Genomic DNA, 18,318 nt, shown 5'->3' with positions numbered 1-18,318 from the left:
CTACTTCTTCTTGTTCGCGACGATTTGCTCCTGCTCGGAACCGGCCTCGCCGCCGCCCTCGATGGAGGCGGTCGTGCTCAGCTCGGTGCCCTCAGTCGCGAGGAAAGTCGAGAGGTAGTCGTCCACGGCGGTGGCGAGCGCCTCCTCGGTCTCCTTCTCGAGCTTGCCGCTCGAGGCGATGTCGTCGAGGACCGACGTGTTGCGGCGCAGGTGGTCGAGAAGCTCGCGCTCGAAGCGGAGCACGTCGGCGAGCGCGATCTTGTCGAGCTTGCCCTTGGTGCCTGCCCAGATCGAGACGACCTGCTCCTCGACGGGGTACGGCGAGTACTGGGGCTGCTTGAGCAGCTCCATGAGGCGCGCGCCACGCGTCAGCTGCTGGCGGGACGCCGCGTCGAGGTCGGAGGCGAACATCGCGAACGCCTCGAGCGAGCGGTACTGCGCCAGGTCGATCTTCAGCGTTCCGGAGACCGACTTCATCGCCTTGACCTGCGCGGAGCCACCGACGCGGGACACGGAGATACCGACGTCGATCGCGGGGCGCTGGTTCGCGTTGAACAGGTCCGACTGGAGGAAGATCTGGCCGTCGGTGATCGAGATCACGTTGGTCGGGATGTACGCCGAGACGTCGTTGGCCTTGGTCTCGATGACCGGCAGACCCGTCATCGAGCCGGCACCCATCTCGTCCGACAGCTTCGCGCAACGCTCCAGCAGGCGGGAGTGCAGGTAGAACACGTCGCCGGGGTACGCCTCGCGGCCCGGCGGGCGGCGCAGCAGAAGCGACACGGCGCGGTAGGCCTCGGCCTGCTTCGACAGGTCGTCGAAGATGATCAGGACGTGCTTGCCGTCGTACATCCAGTGCTGGCCGATGGCCGAGCCGGTGTAGGGCGCCAGGTACTTGAAGCCTGCGGGGTCCGACGCGGGAGCGGCGACGATCGTCGTGTACTCGAGCGCGCCTGCCTCCTCGAGGGCGCCGCGCACCGAGGCGATGGTCGAGCCCTTCTGACCGATCGCGACGTAGATGCAGCGCACCTGCTTCGAGGGGTCACCGGTCTCCCAGTTCGCCTTCTGGTTGATGATCGTGTCGATCGCGATCGCGGTCTTGCCGGTCTGGCGGTCACCGATGATCAGCTGACGCTGGCCGCGGCCGATCGGGATCATCGCGTCGATCGCCTTGAGGCCGGTCTGCAGCGGCTCGTGCACCGACTTGCGGGCCATCACGCCGGGGGCCTGCAGCTCGAGCGCGCGGCGACCCTCCGTCTCGATGTCGCCGAGGCCGTCGATCGGGTTGCCCAGCGGGTCCACGACGCGGCCCATGTAGCCGTCGCCGACGGCGACCGAGAGCACCTCGCCGGTGCGCTGCACCGACTGGCCCTCCTCGACGCCGGTGAACTCGCCGAGGATGACGACACCGATCTCGCGGACGTCGAGGTTCAGCGCAAGGCCGAGCGTGCCGTCCTCGAAGCGCAGCAGCTCGTTCGCCATGCAGCCCGGAAGGCCCTCGACCTGGGCGATGCCGTCGGCGGCGAGGGTGACGGTGCCGACCTCGTCGGCAACCGCGCCCTTCGGCTCGTACGACTTCACATAGCTGTCGAGAGCAGCCCGGATCTCCTCGGGGCTGATCGTCACGTCAGTCATGACCTGTCTCCTGTCGATTCCGCGTCAGTAGCGGTGTTGATCGTGTCAGCGCTAGCTGACGAGTCGTCGTCGTGCTTCGTCGAGGCGGGCGAGGACGGTGCCGTCCACGACCTCCGTCCCGACCTGAACCTTGATGCCGCCGAGCACCTCGGGGTCGACGGCGACGTTGAGCTGGACCTCGCGTCCGTACGCGGACGAGAGGATCGAGTGGAGGCGGGTGCGCTGTGCGGCGCTGAGCTCCACGGCCGAGACGACCGAGGCGAGCAGACGCCCGCGACGGGCGGCCGCTGCCTGGACGTAGGCCTTGAGCGTGGTGATCAGCCGCTGGCCGCGCACCTTCTCCACCGCGCGGTGCAGAAGCGCGCGGGTCACGGCGTCGAGGCGGCCCTTGAGGATGCCCTCAAGGAGCTCGAGCCGCACCTCTCGCGAGGCGGAGCGGTTGGACAGCGCCACGAGCAGGTCGCGGTCGCCCTCCAGGATGCGCTGCATCGCGAAGAGCTCCTCCTCGACCGTGTCGAGCGTGCCGTTCGCCTGCGCGGCGGCCAGCAGCGCTTCGACGCCTGCGTCCTCCACCGCGACTGCGAGGTCGGCCTCCTCGGACCAGCGACGGCCGGCGAAGGAGGTGACCGCGTCGACCACCCGCGGGTCGAACCCGCCGAACAGCTGCTTCACGAGCACCGACTTGGCGTCGGCGTCGCGGGCAGGGTCGGTGAGGGCGCGTCGCAGCGAGCCCGAGCCGTCAAGCGCGTCGACCACGACGAACAGCTGGCTTCCCAGCGTCATGGCGTCGGCACCGGCCGCGTTCGCGACGGGCTCGAACTCCCGCAGCACCGCGTCCCGGGAAGCCTGGCTCGTTCCTCGCATCGACTAGCCCTCCGCCTTCACGTTCGCCTCGAGCTCGTTCAGGAACGAGTCGATGACCCGCTGCTGACGCGCATCGTCCGCGAGCGATTCGCCGACGATCTTCGAGGCGAGCTCGGTGGCGAGCGCGCCGACGTCGCTGCGCAGCGAGACGATCGCCTGCTGGCGCTCCGCCTCGATCTGCTTGTTCGCCGTCTCGACGATGCGCTCGGCCTCGCCCGACGCCTTGGTGCGCGTATCCGCGAGGATCTGCTGCGCCTCTGCGCGAGCGTCCTCACGGATGCGTGCCGCCTCGGCGCGCGCCTCGGTCAGCTGAGCCGTGTACTCCTCGAGCGCCGCTGCCGCCTCCGCCTGTGCCTTCTCCGCCTTCGAGATGCCGCCCTCGATGAGAGCCGCACGCTCGTCCAGCGTCTTCTGCAGCGTGGGCAGAAGGAAGCGCTGGAAGACGACGACGATGATCACGAAGATGATCGTCGACCAGAGCAGGTCGTAGTTCGACGGGATGATCGGGTTGAACGAGCTCGAGTGCTCCCCGCCTTCCTCGGCGGCGACCACCAGCGTGGACAGCGCGAACATCAGGAGGTGAAGATGAAGCCGGTGACCAGGCCGAGCAGTGCGAGCACCTCGACGAACGCGACACCGATGAACATGGTGGCGCGGAGCTGGCCGGCGACCTCAGGCTGGCGGGCCATGCCCTCGATGGTCTTGCCGATCAGGATGCCCAGGCCGATGCCGGGGCCGATGGCGGCGAGGCCATAACCGACCGTCGAGATGTTACCGGTCAGCTCGGCGAGAGTGGTGACGTCCACTTTCTTTTCCCTTCGTTGGTGCCCGGCCGCTCGACCGGGCAGGTCTGGTTTCTAGTGCTCTTCCTCGAGCGCCATGTTCAGGTACACGGCAGAGAGCATGGTGAAGACGTAGGCCTGCAGCAGCGCGACGAAGATCTCGAAGAGCGTGAAGGCGAATCCTGCGACGAACGTGACCGCGCCTGTCGCCTTCATGAAGCCTGCGGCCTCGAAGAAGAAGAAGTGCGTGGCCGCGAAGAACAGGACGAGCAGCATGTGTCCGGCGATCATGTTCGCGGCGAGTCGGAGCGCCAGCGTCGCGGGACGGAGGAAGAAGACCTGCAGGAACTCGATGGGAGTCAGCAGCAGGTAGATCCCCTTGGGGACGCCGGGCGGGAAGAGGCTGTTCTTCAGGTAGCCCCCGAGCCCGTGCTTCTTGATTCCGACGCCCAGGTACATGATCCACACCCAGAGCGCCATCACGATCGGGAGACCGATGAGCGAGGTGCCCGCGATGTTGATGCCTGGGATCACGCCGGTGATGTTGAAGACCGTGATCGCGAGGAAGAGCGTCGAGAGGAACGGCAGGAAGCGCTTGGCGTCCGCCTTGCTCATCACCTGCTCGACGATCTGCGTCTTCACGAAGTCGAGCATGAACTCGAGCGAGGCCTGCAGACGTCCAGGGACCACCTTGGCGCGTCCCACGACGAGGGCGAAGATCACGATGAGGAACACCGCGGCGATGACGCGCGCGAGCATGATCCTGTTGAACTCGAAGATCGTCCCCTCCCACAGCAGAGCCGTGGGGTCGAACTCGGCCAGCGAGGGCGCGTGGAATCCGTCAGAGCTGAAGAGCCACTGGAAGAAGTTCTGGGACGAGCCGTGCTCGTCACCGGCCGCCTCGGCGGCGGTTGCGGCTACCACAATGTGTCGCATCAGACTCCAGCAGGTTGACCTCGTGCGCTGCGTACGCACTGAGGGGGGACTGTCGGTGAACCGGGATAAACCCTAGCCTATTCGTCCCGGTCCTTCGAACCACTTGTGGTGTATGGGACGCGTCCCCGAGTCAGCACCACAGCGTCGATGCCGAGGGTCACCAGTATGCCCCCGATCACGGCCACCCCGAACACGGGCCGCGGGAATCCGTCGATCTGTCCGAGCAGCAGCACGGCGATCACGATCACGACCATCTTGGCGAGCCAGGTGCCCAGGATGATGGCCGCCATGACGTGAGGCGGCTGCCGGTGCGCGAGCTGCATCGCGGCCGGCGTCATGAGGCCTGCGAGCGCCGCCACGGCGATGCCTGCGACACCTGCCCACAGTCCCATGACATCGGCGACGAGGAAGCCGATCAGCGCCGCGAGCACGGCACCCCCAGCGAGCACGAGTCCCCCGAGACGGAAGGCTCGGCGATAGACCGCGCTCTCGGCCTCGCTCGGGGTGGGAGCGTCGTCCGTCATGCGTCCTCCTTGATGGCGTCACCTGCGGGAGACGCAGGCTCGTCGTCGGCGTCTGCGGCGTCGTCTCCACGAGACTCGACGCGATGTCCGGGCATCTCCCTCTCACGGCCCTCCGGCGTCGTCCGGCGCCGCAGGGGCGCCATCTTCCTGCCGCCCGCGCGCCACGCACGCGAGACGCCGCGGCGCAGGCCAGGCGAGAAGGTCACGAGACCCGCCAGCAGGATTCCCGACGCGACCACGGCGATCGCGGCGGTCGTCGAGAGGAACACCGTGGAGACGGTGCCGAACGACAGCACAGCGGTCCACGTGTAGAGGATCCCCACCGCCCACCTGTGGCTGTGACCCGCACGGAGCAGCAGGTGGTGGAGGTGGTGCGCGTCGGGCGCGAATGGCGACTGCCCGCGCAGGGTTCGCCGGATGACGGCGGCCCCCATGTCGATCAGCGGGACCGCCACGACCATCAGCGGCAGGACGATGGGGATGAACGCGGGGATGCGCTCACGCTCGGAGACGACCGTCGGGTCGATCTGACCGGTGACGACGATCGCGGCGGCCGCGATCGTGAGGCCGAGCACCATCGAGCCCGAGTCGCCCATGAAGATGCGCGCGGGATGCAGGTTGTGCGGCAGGAAGCCGAGGCACGCACCGACCAGCACCGCGAGGATCACGCTCGCGAGCGACGAGTAGTCCCCCGGCGAGGCCGACCGGGCGAGAAGGTACGTGTAGGTGAGGAATGCGAGACCGCCGATCGCGATCATGCCGGCGGCGAGGCCGTCGAGCCCGTCGACGAAGTTGACCGCGTTGATCGCGACCACGACCACGACGACCGACGCCGAGAGCGACAGGTACGAGCTCGCGATCGTGAGCCCTGCGATCGGCACCGTCACCAGCTGGACGCCGCCCCACGCCATGATCAGTCCCGCAAGGATCTGACCCGCGAGCTTCGCCATCCAGTCCAGATCCCAGATGTCGTCGGCGAACCCCAGCGCGCATACGAGCGCAGCGCCGGCGAGCACACCCCACGCGGCATGCGAGTTGTCGAAGACCGGAGAGAGGAACGGCACCGTGCTCGCGAGCACCAGCCCGCCTGCGATCCCTAGGAAGATCGCCACACCGCCCAGGCGCGCCGTCGGCTTCGCGTGCACGTCACGCGCGCGCACCGCGGTCACCGCGCCGACGCGCATCGCCAGATGGCGCATCGCAGGCGTCGCCGCGTAGGTCACCAGGGCGGCGACGAGCAGCAGCGTGAGATAGACCTTCACTCGGAGTCGGCCTCCTGGGCGCCCAGGAGCGCGTCCTCGCCGACGATCTCGACGATCCGCTCCTCGGAGACTCCCCCGGCGCGCACGATGCGCAGGCCGGCAGGGTTGGTCGCGTCGACGATCGTGGACGCCTCGCCCAGCGGGCTGTCGCCCCCGTCGAGGTAGACCGCGACGGACTCCCCCAGCTGCTCCTCAGCGTCCTGCGCTGTCGTCGCCGCGGGTGCGCCCGTCCGGTTGGCGCTCGTCACGGCCAGCGGACCGGTGCGACGCAGCAGGGCGAGCGCCGCCGGGTGGTCGGGCATGCGCAGCGCCACGGTCCCGTGAGTGTCCCCCAAATCCCATGCGAGCGACGGCTGCGCCATCACGATCACGGTCAGCGCACCCGGCCAGCAGGCCTCCATGAGCGCGCGCGCCGACTCGGGCACATCGAACGCGAGTCCGTCGACGGTGCGGGCGTCGGGGATCAGCACCGGGGGCGGCATCTGCCTGCCCCGGCCCTTGGCGGCGAGCACCGCGGCCACGGCCTCGGGCTGGAACGCATCGGCCCCCACCCCATAGACGGTGTCGGTGGGCAGGACGACCACGTCGCCCCGTTCGACGGCATGGACGGCGGCATCGATCGACGGGCCCCACGCATTGGGGTCCGAGCACGGCAGGATCATGGAGCCCAGTGTCTCAGAAGTGGGGATGCTCAGACGTCGACGCGGCGGGCGACGAGCATGCGATCCCGTCCAGTGAGGTCCTGGCGGGTGTGCACCTCGCCCCAGAAGGGCGACGACTCGGCGTACTCCCGGAGCGCGGCTCCCTGCTCCTCGCCATGCTCCATGACGAGCCAGCCGCCCAGGTCGAGCAGCCGCACGGCCTCGTCGATGATCCCGCGCGGGATCTCGAGGCCATCCTCGCCCAGCCCGTAGAGCGCCTGCGGCGGGTCGTACTCGCGGACCTCCTGGTCGCGCGGGACGGCGTTCGGCGGGATGTACGGCGGGTTCGTGACCACGACCTGCGCGCAGCGGTCGAACAGGTGGAGGCAGCCGCGCGCGTCGCCCAGCATCGGACGGACCCGCTCCCGCACCGACGGCGGCAGCATGCGGTGATTGAGGCGCAGGAAGACGTTCGCCTCCTCGCTCGCCTCGACGAGCGATACCTGAACGTTCTCCATCTCCGACGCGATGGACAGCCCGATCGCGCCCGATCCCGCGCACAGATCGGTGACCCGGACAAGGCCATCCTTGCCAGGCTTCGCCTCGCGCGCCAGATCGAGAGCGACCTGGGTCACGACCTCGGTCTCAGGACGCGGGATGAAGACACCCGAGCCGACATGCAGGTCGAGCCCGCGGAAGGGCGCGGTACCGGTGATGTGCTGCAGCGGCTCGCGATTCGCCCGGCGCGTGACACGCGCCTCGAGGAGGTCGTGATCGAGCACGTCCTCAGCCCAGTGGTCGTCGCGCGCAGCGGCGGTGCGCACGTCGGACGGCGACCAGCCGAACGTGTAGGCCATCAGCACGACAGCGTCGTGCTGCGGCGAGGGCACCCCGGCGTCGGCCAGCCGACGCGAGATCTCGCGAAGGCGCGCGCCTACCGTCGGCAACGTCAGTCCTCGTGCGCGGCGAGGCGGGCGGCCTCGTCGGCGTCGATCGCGGACTGGATGACGGGACCGAGATCGCCGCCGAGGACGTGATCCAGGTTGTAGGCCTTGTAGCCGGTGCGGTGATCCGCGATCCGGTTCTCAGGGAAGTTGTACGTGCGGATGCGCTCCGAACGGTCCACGGTGCGCACCTGCGACTTGCGCATGTCCTGCGCCTCGGCCTCCGCCGCCTCCTTCTGGGCGGCGAGCAGGCGGGCGCGAAGGATGCGCATGGCCGACTCCTTGTTCTGGAGCTGGCTCTTCTCGTTCTGGCAGCTCACCACGATCCCCGTGGGGATGTGGGTGAGGCGGACCGCGGAGTCGGTCGTGTTGACCGACTGGCCGCCGGGGCCGGACGAGCGGTACACGTCGACGCGGACCTCGTTCATGTCGAGCTCGACGTCCTCGACCTCCTCGGCCTCCGGGTACACGAGCACGCCGGCTGCGGAGGTGTGGATGCGGCCCTGCGACTCCGTCGCGGGCACACGCTGGACCCGGTGGACGCCGCCCTCGTACTTGAGGTGCGCCCACACGCCGTTCTCAGGGTCGACGCTGCCGGGAGCCTTGATCGCGACGGACAGGTCCTTGTAGCCGCCCATGTCGGTCTCGTTCGACTCGAGGATCTGCGTCTTCCAGCCCTGGTGCTCGGCGAACTTGAGGTACATCTTCAGCAGGTCGCCAGCGAAGAGCGCGGACTCCTCGCCGCCCTCGCCGGACTTGATCTCCATGATCACGTCGCGCGCATCGTCAGGGTCGCGCGGGATCAGGATGCGGCGGAGCTTCTCGGTCGCCTCCTCGGCGGCCTGCTCCAGCGCGGGGACCTCTGCGGCGAGCTCGGGATCGAGCTCGGCCATCTCCTGGGCGGCCTCGAGGTCGTCAGTGGCCGCCTTCCAGGCGCGATGCGCCGCGACGACGCGGCCGAGCTCCGCAAAACGCCTCCCGAGGGTCCGAGCGCGCCCCGCATCCGCGTGAACGGAGGGGTCGGCGAGCTGGTTCTCGATGTCGGCGTACTCGTCCAGCAGCGGCTGGACGGCAGCGAAGGCTTCTGCCACGTCGTCGCGGTGCTTCCGGCGTTACTTCTTGGCGCCGTAGCGCTTCTCGAAGCGGGCCACGCGGCCACCGGTGTCCATGATCTTCTGCTTGCCCGTGTAGAACGGGTGGCAGGCCGAGCAGACCTCGACGCTGATCGCGCCGGACTTCACGGTGGACTTGGTCTCGAACGTGCTACCGCAGGTGCACGTGACAGTGGTGGTCACGTACTCGGGGTGGATGTCCTTCTTCATGATCTCCCTTAGATGTGCGTCCGGGTCCTCGCGTACCTCGCTTCGGTGAACCGGATGCCATGGACCCGATCCGCAGACCGAGCCAACGGACTATTCTGCCACGCCTGTCAAGGGGTGAGCGAATCCCGCGCTCGCCCGGCTGCCTCGGCCGCTTCACTCCCTCGCGCAGCTCCCCGGCATCGCATGAGTGCCGGGAATCATCAGCCTCTCAGCACTCATGCGATGCCAGCGCGCAGGGGTGGCGTGCGCGGGTGGCACCCAGCCGTCGTCGTGCCCCGGGCGAGCGCACCGAAGCGGCGGGCGCGGCGGCCAGGACGACGCGACGGCAGGCTGAGGGCGACGACGCGCCAGCCGGAACAGCGAAGGGCCCCGGGAGCTGCTGCTCCCGGGGCCCTCGCCTCACCCGGACGACGCTGCAGCGTCGTCCGTACGCGCGCTACTTCTCCGCGTCGTCGGCTCCCGGCGTGGTCTTCGCGACCTGCATGAGGAACTCGGTGTTGGTCTTGTTCTCCTTGAGCTTGCCCAGGAGGAGCTCGATGGCCTGCTGCTGCTCGAGCGCGGTGAGCACGCGACGCAGCTTCCACATGATCTTCAGCTCCTCGGCGCTCATGAGGATCTCCTCGCGGCGCGTGCCCGACGCGTTCACGTCGACAGCCGGGAAGATGCGGCGGTCGGCGAGCGTGCGGGAGAGCTTGAGCTCCATGTTTCCGGTGCCCTTGAACTCCTCGAAGATGACCTCGTCGGCCTTGGAGCCGGTCTCGACGAGCGCGGTCGCGAGGATCGTGAGGGAGCCGCCGTGCTCGATGTTGCGAGCCGCGCCGAAGAAGCGCTTGGGCGGGTAGAGGGCCGACGAGTCGACACCACCGGAGAGGATGCGGCCCGAGGCGGGGGCGGCGATGTTGTACGCGCGGCCCAGGCGGGTGATCGAGTCGAGCAGCACGACCACGTCCTGACCCATCTCGGTCAGACGCTTCGCGCGCTCGATCGCGAGCTCGGCGACCGCCGTGTGGTCGGACGCGGGACGGTCGAACGTCGAGGCGATGACCTCGCCGCGGACCGTGCGCTGCATGTCCGTGACCTCCTCGGGGCGCTCGTCGACGAGCACGACCATGAGGTGGACCTCGGGGTTGTTCTGCGAGATCGCGTTCGCGATCGACTGCAGGACGAGGGTCTTACCGGCCTTGGGCGGGGAGACGATGAGGCCTCGCTGGCCCTTACCGATCGGCGCGACCAGGTCGATCACGCGGTTCGTCATGTTGCGCGACTCGGTCTCGAGGTGCAGGCGCTGCTGCGGGTACAGCGGCGTCAGGTCGCCGAAGACCGGACGGCCCTTGGCGTCCTCGGGGGCCTGGCCGTTGACCTGGCTGATCGAGGCGAGCGCCGAGAACTTCTGACGCTGACCGCGCTCGCCCGGGCGGGGCGGGCGCGCGGTGCCGGCCACGGCGTCTCCGCGGCGCAGACCGTACTTGCGGACCTGGTTCTGCGAGACGTACACGTCGGCCTTGCCGGGCAGGTAGCCGGCGGTGCGGATGAAGGCGTAGTTGTCGAGCACGTCGACGATGCCGCCGATGGGGGTGATCTCCTCACCCTCGCGCGGTGCGTCCTCGTCCTGCGCCTGGCGCTGCGAGCCGCCGTCGTTGCTGCCGCCGCCCTCGTTGCCCTCGCGGTCACGGTTGCGGCCTCGGCCACGGCCGCGGCCACGGCGGCGTCGGCTGCCGCGGTCCCCCTCGCCGTCGTCCTGGTTGTTCTGGTTGTTGTTGCGGTTGCCGCCGTTGTTGTTGCCCTGACGGCGCTCGCCACCGTCGGAGTCGCCGGACGCGGCGAGCGAGACGGCCTCCTTGGCGCGACGCGCGCGCTCGTCGGGGGTCTCGTCGCCCTGGTCGGCGTTCGCGGCCTGGTCGTTGCCGGCGTTGCGGGAGTCGGCCGAGGGCAGCTCGATCGTGAGCTCAGGCTGAGCGTCGGAGCCCGCCTTCGCCTCAGGCTCGGCCTGCTTCTTGGGCGCAGACTTCTTGGAGGCCGCCTTCTTGGGCTCTGCCTTCTTCTGCTCAGCGTTCTTGGGCTCCGCGTTCTTGGGCTCCGCAGCCTTGGACGGCACCACGCCGCCGTTGCGGATGGCCTCGACCAGGTCGGACTTGCGCATGCGCGCGGTGCCGGAGACACCGAGCTCGGCCGCAAGTGCCTGGAGCTGGGGAAGCTTCATCGCTGAGAGGGCCGCGGTGTTGTCGGCGGCCGTCGTCGTGTCGGTCACGTACTTTCCTTCCCTCGCACGAGCACGCTTGGCTTCTGAGTGCGAGTCCGATCCACGCGGGTACGTACGCGTATGCGCCATCGAAGGACGGACGCCTCACACGTGGATTGCTGTCCGCCGGGGCGATACGCGCCGTTCCGGGGGAAGCACGCCCAGCGTAGCACCGCGCTCACCCCTGCACAATCGGCGTTCGCGGCGCGTCGCGCGCATCTGTTGCTGGCCTCCGCGGGCGGGCATAGCCTCGCCGAAGGAGGGCCCTTGCCGAGGGCCCGCGGGGGTAAGGACCAGGCTATGGGACTCGGGCCAATCGAAGTGGTGACCATCGGCTTCGCGCACGGGAGGTTCGACGGGTCGATCATGCCGGAGCTGGAACGGCTCGTGGGCTCCGGCGTGATCAGGATCGTCGACGCCGTGATGGTGAGCAAGGACGCCGACGGCGCGGCGACGGTGCTGGAGATCCAGGACGGGGCGGACGACGCGCTGGGCGCCCTGGCGGCGATCGTGTCCGAGATCGATGGCCTGATCTCCGAGGAGGACGTGGACGAGCTGGTCGAGGACCTGCCCGTCGGCGCGGCGGCGGCGATCCTGTGCTTCGAGCACACGTGGGTCGTCCCGCTGCGGGACGCGATCGCGACGGCGGGCGGCGAGCTGCTCGACACCGTGCGCATCCCTGGCCCCGTGGCCGACGAGGTGCTCGAGGCCGTCGCGGCCCTCGGGGACGAGTAGCCGAGCAACCGAGTAGCAAGGAGCGATCATGCCCAGGAGAGTCGGCAGGCCGGGCCTGCTCGGAACGATGGCGCGGACGGCGGTCATCTCGGGCACCGCGACCGCGGTGTCGGGGAACGTGGCGCGCAGGCAGGCGGCGCGAGCGCAGCAGCGGTCGGCACCGATGCAGCAGGCCCCGGTGCAGCAGGGCTACGTGGAGGCGGTGCCGGCCCAGGCGCCGCCACAGGTGGCCGCGGCGCCGTCTGCGGGCGACGACCTCATGGCGCAGCTTGCGAAGCTCGGGGAGATGCGAGCCGCCGGCCTGCTGGACGACGCGGAGTTCGCCGCCGCCAAGGCCAAGCTCCTCGCCTGACGGAGCGCGGTCGCGCACGCGGCGTGGCGATCGAGGCGTGCAACCCGTCGGCCCTACTCTGCGAGCAACGGCGCTGACGGGGGCGCCGCGACGAGAGGCTGCGCCATGACGTCCTGGGCTGCTCAGGTGAGGGAGACCCGCTGGTCGGGTCGGCTGAACACCGTCGACTACATGCGGGATGCGGTGTTCTTCGACGGCGCGGCGGCGAAGGTGCGCTCCATGCACACGCGCTTCTGGCTGCTCCTGCTGCTCGCGAGCGCGATCGCTACTGCGGGGATCGTGGCGAACTCCACGGCGACCGTGATCGGCGCGATGATCGTCGCGCCGCTGATGCGCCCCATCCAGGGGACGATGCTCTCCACCGTGCTCGGAGACCATCGGAACCTGGTCCGATCGGTCGCGCTGATGCTGTCGGGCGCCGCGGCCGCGGTGGGAGTCGGGTTCCTGCTTGGACTGCTCGTCGTGTCGCCGATGACTGCGGAGACGAACTCGCAGATCGCGGGCCGGGTGTCCCCCGGACTGGTCGATCTTTTCGCGGCGCTGGCCGTGGGCGTCGTCGGATCGATCGCGCTGATCCGGTCCGACATCTCCGACACCCTCCCAGGCGTGGCGATCGCGATCTCGCTCGTGCCGCCGCTGTGCGCTGCCGGCCTGGCGCTCGAGTCGGGCGAGCCGGGGCAGGCCTTCGGCGCCGTGCTGCTGTTCGCGACCAACGTCGCGGCCATCCTGGCGACCGGCGCGCTGATCATGGGGGTGTTCGGGTACTCGCGCCTGAGACTTGAGGCCTCAGATGACAAGGAGGCGGAGCGTCGGCGTCGTTCCCGCACCTATCTCACGATGGCGGCGCTGGTGCTCGCGGTGAGCGGACCTCTCACCTGGTCGACGGCGCACGCGATCCAGAACAACTCGCGGATCGCGCAGATCCGCACCTATGTCAACGAGGCGGCCGCCGGATCCAAGTGGACGATCGTGTCCGTCACGGCGCGCGAGAACAGCATGGTGCATGTCCTCATCAAGGGCACTCCCCCGCTTCCGGACGTGGAGGCCGTCTACGAGGACATGGCCGAGTCGGGCCTGGACGTGGACACGATCATCCTGGAGTTCGTGCCGTCGTACACGTTCGACTCGGAGGGTGAGCGGGACTCGTTCTGAGGTCGGTTCAGTCGGGTTCGAAGACGGGGAACTCGATGCGGGTGAGCAGCTGCTCGGGAGGGGTCTCGCCCGGGTCGTTCAGGTAGATCTCCCGGGGCCCGCCTCCGGGAAGCAGCCCCGCCTCGCGCATCTGACCCGCGGCCGTTATATACGTGCGACCGAGCTCGCTGTACGGACCTTCATGCATGAACACGGCGACGTGCGCGGTGGGCATCTCGGAGACCTGGACGACGTCGTCGCCCCGAGTTCCGCGCGGCACGGGCACCGCCGTCTCGAACACGACGGGGGCGCCGTCAGCCATCGGCTCGGGGTAGATCGTCATCGGAGGGCCGACGGGGGCCGCACCCTGTGCGGAGAGGAGGCTCATGATGCGGCCGAATCCCCGACCCATGGCGTCGGCCATCTCCTCCATCGCGCAGCTGTCGCGAATGCTGGCGATCGTCCTCGCCTCGACGGTCTCGACGGTCATCGACATGAGGCACCTCCCCTGGCGACGACTTGCCCGCGTCAGCCCTCCTTACGGTACGTCGCTGGAACGCGGGCCGCATCAGGGACGGCCCAGCGGAGCCAGGTGGCGGCCCTGCGCGCCTGGTCGGTCCCGCGCTGCGGCCCTTTGTCAGGCTCGGTCGACGTCCGCGTCGTCGATCTCCTCTCCCCGATGCGGCGGGGCGTCCGGGCGGGGCACCGACGGATCGTCGAAGGCCACCGGCACCGCGCCAGAAGGCGGGTTGACCGGGTCGATCGGCGGCTCGACCTCGTCGATCGGCGCCGAGAACTGCGCCTCGTACAGGCGCGCGTACGCACCCTTCGCCGCGAGGAGCTCGTCGTGCGTGCCCTTCTCGACGATCGAGCCGTGCTCCATCACGAGGATCAGGTCGGCGTCGCGGATCGTGGACAGCCGGTGTGCGATCACGAACGCCGTGCGGTCACGGCGGAGCTTCTCCATGGCGTGCTGCACGAGCAGCTCGGTGCGGGTGTCGACGGAGCTCGTCGCCTCGTCCAGGATCAGCACCTGCGGCTGGGAGACGAACGCACGCGCGATCGTGATGAGCTGGCGCTCGCCGACCGAGACGTTCGTGGCGTCGTCGTCCAGCACGGTGTCGTAGCCGTCGGGAAGCGAGTGGACGAAGCGGTCCACGTAGGCGGCCTTGGCGGCGTCGAGGATCTCGTCCTCCGTCGCACCCTCGCGCCCGTAGGCGATGTTGTCCCGGATCGTGCCTCCGAAGAGCCACGCGTCCTGAAGGACCATGCCGGTGCGGGAGCGGAGATCATCCCTGGTCATCTTGGCGATGTCCGCGCCGTCGAGCGTGATCCGGCCGCCGTTCAGCTCGTAGAAGCGCATCACGAGGTTGACGAGCGTCGTCTTGCCGGCGCCGGTCGGACCCACGATCGCGACGGTGCGGCCCGGCTCCACGACCAGGTCCAGGTTGTCGATCAGCGGCTTGTCCTCGACGTACCGGAACGTGACGTCCTCGAACACAAGACGCCCGTGGTTGTCCTCGGGCGACTGCGCCGGGTCCTCATCGGGGCTCTGCTCCTCGGCGTCGAGCAGCTCGAACACCCGCTCCGCGCTTGCCACGCCGGACTGCATGAGGTTGGCCATGGAGCCGAGCTGGGTGAGCGGCTGCTGGAACTGTCGCGAGTACTGGATGAACGCCTGCACGTCACCGAGCGGGAGGCTGCCGTTGGTGACCATCACCCCGCCGACGACGGCGACGGCGACGTACACGAGGTTCCCGACGAACATCGTGGACGGCATGATGATGCCGGAGATGAACTGGGCGCCGAAGCTCGCCTCGTAGAGCTCCTCGTTCTTGCGCGCGAACTCCTGCTGCGTCTCCTTCTGGCGGCCGAACACCTTGACGAGCGCGTGACCCGTGTAGCCCTCCTCGATCTGGCCGTTGAGGTCGCCCGTGTACTTCCACTGCTCGACGAACTTGGGCTGCGAGCGCTTGGCGACCTGCATCACGATGCCGAGCGTGAGGGGGATCGAGACGATCGCGACGAGAGCGAGCCACGGCGAGATGTAGATCATCATGGCGAGCACGCCGACGACGGTGAGCAGCGACGTGAAGAGCTGGCTGAGCGTCTGCTGGAGCGTCTGCGACACGTTGTCGATGTCGTTGGTGACGCGCGACAGGAGCTCGCCGCGCTGGTGGCGGTCCACGTAACTGAGGGGCAGGCGGTGGATCTTCGCCTCGACCTGCTCGCGCAGGCGGTAGACGGTGCGCTGCGTGATGCCGTTGAGGATGTACCCCTGGATGAACTGCAGCAGGGCCGCGCACAGGTAGATGACGATCAGCCAGGCGAGGATCGTGTGGACCCGCCCGAAGTCGATCCCGGTCCCGCTGATGAGGCCCTCGAACACGATCGTGGTCGCGTTGCCGAGGATCTTGGGGCCTGTCACGTTGAGCGCGACGGACGCGGCCCCCAGGAAGATCACGAACCAGACGAGGCCCTTCTCGGGGCGCAGGTGGCCGGCCAGACGCCTGAGGGACCCCTTGAAGTCGGAGGCCTTCTCGGCGGGCGCGCCACCCATGCCGTGCCCCATCGGGCCGGGGCCGCCCCGGCGCTGCTGCGGCCGGTTCTGCGTCTCGGTGCTCATGCCGCCTCCACTCGCAGCTGCGTGCTGACGATCTCCTGGTAGGTCTCGGACGTCTCCAGCAGCTCGGCGTGCGTGCCACGAGCGATGATCCGGCCATCCTCGAGCACCAGGATCTGGTCGGCGTCGACGATCGACGACACACGCTGCGCGACGACGAGCACTGTCGTCTCGGCGAACTCCCGCGCGAGCGCGGCTCTCAGCCTGGCGTCCGTCGCGGTGTCGAGCGCGGAGAACGAGTCGTCGAATACCAGGATGTCGGGCCGCCTCACGAGCGCTCTCGCGATCGCGAGGCGTTGCCGCTGGCCTCCCGAGACCGAGGTGCCACCCTGGGCGACCTCCGTATCGAGCCCGTCGGGCATCGCGCGGACGAAGTCGGCGCCCTGCGCGACCTCGAGCGCGTGCCAGAGCTCCTCGTCGGTCGCGTCGGGGGCGCCGTATCGGAGGTTCGACGCGACGGTGCCCGAGAACAGGTAGGGGCGCTGGGGGACGATCCCGAGCCGCGACCACAGCGCTTCGAGCCCGGCCTCGCGCACGTCGACGCCGGAGACACGGATGGCGCCGGAGGTCGCGTCGTACAGACGGGGCACCAGGCCGACGAGGGTGGACTTGCCCGCGCCCGTCGAGCCGATGACGGCCGTCGTCGTGCCGGGGTCGGCGGTGAAGGTGATGTCGCCGAGCACCGGCTGCTCCGCGCCCGGGTAGGCGAAGTCGACGCGGTCGAAGACGAGCTCGCCCGGAGCGGGGAACTCGGTGACCGGGGCGTCGGCCTCCAGCACCGTGGTCTCGGTCTCGAGGACCTCGCCGATGCGGTCGGCGGAGACGGTCGCGCGCGGCAGCATGACGAACAGGAAGGTCGCCATCATCACAGACATCAGGATCTGGATCAGGTAGGTGAGGAACGCGGTGAGCGCTCCCACCTGCATCTGGCCGTTGTTCACGCGGTCCGCACCGAACCAGATGACCGCGACGGAGCTGAGGTTCAGCACTACGAACACGATGGGGAACATGGCGGCCATCAGCCGACCCGCCTTGAGGGCCGACTCGGTGACGTCCTCGTTGGCCTTCGCGAAGCGTCGTGTCTCGACCGGCTCGCGCACGAACGCGCGGACCACGCGGATACCGGTGAGCTGCTCGCGCAGCACCTGGTTGACGCGGTCGATCCGCTTCTGCATGCGCTGGAAGTGGGGAACCATGCGGGTGACGATCGCCATCACGGCGATCAGCAGGACCGGGATCGCGACCACCATGATCCAGGACAGGCCCGCGTCCTGGTGGACGGCCATGATCACTCCGCCGATCGCCATGAACGGGGCGCTCACGAGCATCGTCGCGCCCATGAGCACGAGCATCTGCACCTGCTGGACGTCGTTCGTGGTCCGGGTGATGAGCGACGGCGCCCCGAAGCGCTGCACCTCCGCCTCGGAGAAGGAACCGGCGCGGGCGAAGATGCGGCTGCGGAGATCGCGGCCGACGCGCATCGCGAGCTTGGCTCCGAAGTACACGGCGCTGATCGCACAGGCCACCTGGACCAGGGTGAGCGCGAGCATGATGCCACCCACGCTCCAGATATGACCCAGGTCCCCGACGGCCACACCGTTGTCGATGATGTCGGCGTTGAGGCTGGGCAGGTAGAGGTTCGCGATCGACTGCGCGAGCTGGAAGGCGATGATGCCGCCCAGCAGGCCCATGTACGGCCGTATCGATGAGGTGAGGAGCTTCCAGAGCATCTAGCTGTCCCCTTCCCGGGAGATTCCGCGGAGGATGAAGTCGGTGAGCTCGTCGGCCGTGATCTCGCGGCCGGAGCGGATGAAGGGCATCGAGGTGCCGAAGACCAGGACGCGGAGGTAGTCGACGGCGATGGCCGGTTCGACGCGGAGCTCGGCGCGGTGCGGCTCAAGGAGCCGTTCGACGACGCCGGTGGCCTCGCCGAGGGGGCCTGCGTCGTCGCGGTGACCGTGGTGGCGCGCGTGATCCCTCGGTCCGAGCGCGGACATGAAGGCGATCACGCGTCGCACCTGGTCATGGAGCAGCGTGACGATCTGCGCGACCTTGGCCTCGAGCGGGCCGGCGCTGTCGATGCGTTCGAGCTGCGCGAGCGTGGCTGAGGAGTCCATGACTCGAAGTACCGCGGCATCGATGAGCGCGTTCTTGTCCTCGAAGACGCGGAAGACCGTGCCCTCGGCGACTCCGGCTGCATCCGAGATCTGGCGGGTGGTGACCTCGGCGCCGTGCTCGAGGATGAGCGGGATCGCGGCATCGAGGATGTGGGCTCGCCTGTCGTCGGGCGACATCCTGGGCGCGCGGCCGGACGGTGGCGCGGCCACG

Annotated in this window: 19 protein-coding genes; 3 read left to right on the top strand and 16 right to left on the bottom strand. The window is 69.0% G+C overall.

The features are described 5' to 3' along the window. From atpA to rho, 12 genes are all read right to left on the bottom strand, one after another. Complete coding sequence (gene atpA, locus QQX04_RS02030) at window positions 1–1,635, bottom strand: F0F1 ATP synthase subunit alpha (protein ID WP_301125712.1); 1,635 nt, start codon at window positions 1,633–1,635, stop codon at window positions 1–3. A 51-nt stretch (window positions 1,636–1,686) separates the two neighbouring features. Beyond that, window positions 1,687–2,499, bottom strand: coding sequence for a F0F1 ATP synthase subunit delta (locus QQX04_RS02025; protein WP_301125710.1), 813 nt, complete (start codon window positions 2,497–2,499; stop codon window positions 1,687–1,689). A gap of 3 nt (window positions 2,500–2,502) precedes the next feature. Next, window positions 2,503–3,072 (bottom strand): F0F1 ATP synthase subunit B, encoded by a 570-nt coding sequence (locus QQX04_RS02020; protein WP_301125708.1) that lies wholly within the window; start codon window positions 3,070–3,072, stop codon window positions 2,503–2,505. Then, on the bottom strand, window positions 3,072–3,305 hold the full coding sequence (locus QQX04_RS02015; RefSeq protein WP_301125706.1) for an ATP synthase F0 subunit C: 234 nt from the start codon (window positions 3,303–3,305) through the stop codon (window positions 3,072–3,074). The genes QQX04_RS02020 and QQX04_RS02015 overlap by 1 nt, the downstream gene beginning before the upstream one ends. Window positions 3,306–3,356: 51 nt before the next feature. Then, a complete protein-coding gene (gene atpB, locus QQX04_RS02010; RefSeq protein ID WP_301125705.1) occupies window positions 3,357–4,217 on the bottom strand; it encodes a F0F1 ATP synthase subunit A in 861 nt (286 codons plus the stop codon). A gap of 77 nt (window positions 4,218–4,294) precedes the next feature. Further along, window positions 4,295–4,741: a Cg1360 family ATP-synthase-associated protein gene (locus tag QQX04_RS02005; RefSeq protein WP_301125703.1), complete on the bottom strand. Its 447-nt coding sequence runs from the start codon at window positions 4,739–4,741 to the stop codon at window positions 4,295–4,297. Continuing rightward, on the bottom strand, window positions 4,738–6,003 hold the full coding sequence (locus tag QQX04_RS02000) for an MraY family glycosyltransferase (protein WP_301125701.1): 1,266 nt from the start codon (window positions 6,001–6,003) through the stop codon (window positions 4,738–4,740). Before QQX04_RS02000 ends, QQX04_RS02005 begins: the two co-directional genes overlap by 4 nt. Further along, the gene (locus QQX04_RS01995) at window positions 6,000–6,665 is read right to left on the bottom strand and encodes an L-threonylcarbamoyladenylate synthase (protein ID WP_301125699.1); all 666 of its coding nucleotides are present in this window, start codon (window positions 6,663–6,665) and stop codon (window positions 6,000–6,002) included. The genes QQX04_RS02000 and QQX04_RS01995 overlap by 4 nt, the downstream gene beginning before the upstream one ends. Window positions 6,666–6,694: 29 nt before the next feature. Further along, window positions 6,695–7,591, bottom strand: coding sequence for a peptide chain release factor N(5)-glutamine methyltransferase (gene prmC / locus QQX04_RS01990; RefSeq protein ID WP_301125697.1), 897 nt, complete (start codon window positions 7,589–7,591; stop codon window positions 6,695–6,697). Window positions 7,592–7,593: 2 nt separating this feature from the next. Continuing rightward, window positions 7,594–8,679 carry a peptide chain release factor 1 gene (gene prfA, locus QQX04_RS01985; protein WP_301125695.1) on the bottom strand — a complete coding sequence of 362 codons (1,086 nt, stop codon included), beginning with the start codon at window positions 8,677–8,679 and terminating at the stop codon, window positions 7,594–7,596. A gap of 21 nt (window positions 8,680–8,700) precedes the next feature. After that, window positions 8,701–8,910, bottom strand: a complete 210-nt coding sequence (gene rpmE / locus QQX04_RS01980) for a 50S ribosomal protein L31 (RefSeq protein ID WP_301125693.1) — start codon at window positions 8,908–8,910, stop codon at window positions 8,701–8,703. Window positions 8,911–9,346: 436 nt separating this feature from the next. Beyond that, a complete protein-coding gene (rho, locus tag QQX04_RS01975) occupies window positions 9,347–11,158 on the bottom strand; it encodes a transcription termination factor Rho (protein ID WP_301125691.1) in 1,812 nt (603 codons plus the stop codon). Between the two features lie 291 nt (window positions 11,159–11,449). Between rho and QQX04_RS01970 the strand changes: the two genes are divergently transcribed. The 3 genes from QQX04_RS01970 to QQX04_RS01960 all read left to right on the top strand — a co-directional run bounded on the left by QQX04_RS01970 (window position 11,450) and on the right by QQX04_RS01960 (window position 13,388). Further along, on the top strand, window positions 11,450–11,884 hold the full coding sequence (locus QQX04_RS01970; protein WP_301125689.1) for a DUF6325 family protein: 435 nt from the start codon (window positions 11,450–11,452) through the stop codon (window positions 11,882–11,884). A gap of 28 nt (window positions 11,885–11,912) precedes the next feature. After that, entirely contained in the window at window positions 11,913–12,236 is a 324-nt protein-coding gene (locus QQX04_RS01965) for an SHOCT domain-containing protein (protein WP_301125687.1), read from the top strand. Between the two features lie 105 nt (window positions 12,237–12,341). After that, window positions 12,342–13,388 (top strand): TIGR00341 family protein, encoded by a 1,047-nt coding sequence (locus tag QQX04_RS01960; RefSeq protein ID WP_301125684.1) that lies wholly within the window; start codon window positions 12,342–12,344, stop codon window positions 13,386–13,388. A 7-nt stretch (window positions 13,389–13,395) separates the two neighbouring features. On the opposite strand, the gene QQX04_RS01955 is transcribed toward QQX04_RS01960, so the two are convergent. The 4 genes from QQX04_RS01955 to QQX04_RS01940 form a co-directional block, all read right to left on the bottom strand. Beyond that, on the bottom strand, window positions 13,396–13,863 hold the full coding sequence (locus QQX04_RS01955) for a GyrI-like domain-containing protein (protein WP_301125682.1): 468 nt from the start codon (window positions 13,861–13,863) through the stop codon (window positions 13,396–13,398). Window positions 13,864–14,004: 141 nt separating this feature from the next. Beyond that, window positions 14,005–15,993, bottom strand: coding sequence for an ABC transporter ATP-binding protein (locus tag QQX04_RS01950; protein WP_436968448.1), 1,989 nt, complete (start codon window positions 15,991–15,993; stop codon window positions 14,005–14,007). Then, window positions 15,990–17,720 (bottom strand): ABC transporter ATP-binding protein, encoded by a 1,731-nt coding sequence (locus tag QQX04_RS01945; RefSeq protein WP_301125680.1) that lies wholly within the window; start codon window positions 17,718–17,720, stop codon window positions 15,990–15,992. Before QQX04_RS01945 ends, QQX04_RS01950 begins: the two co-directional genes overlap by 4 nt. Beyond that, on the bottom strand, window positions 17,721–18,317 hold the full coding sequence (locus tag QQX04_RS01940; RefSeq protein ID WP_301125677.1) for a TetR/AcrR family transcriptional regulator: 597 nt from the start codon (window positions 18,315–18,317) through the stop codon (window positions 17,721–17,723). Between the last annotated feature and the right edge of the window lies 1 nt (window position 18,318).

Origin of the sequence: Demequina zhanjiangensis (assembly GCF_030418315.1) — a bacterium.
GTDB lineage: Bacteria > Actinomycetota > Actinomycetes > Actinomycetales > Demequinaceae > Demequina > Demequina zhanjiangensis.
The sequence above is the reverse complement of the archived record's forward strand: the minus strand, read 5'-3'. Positions and strand labels throughout refer to the sequence as shown.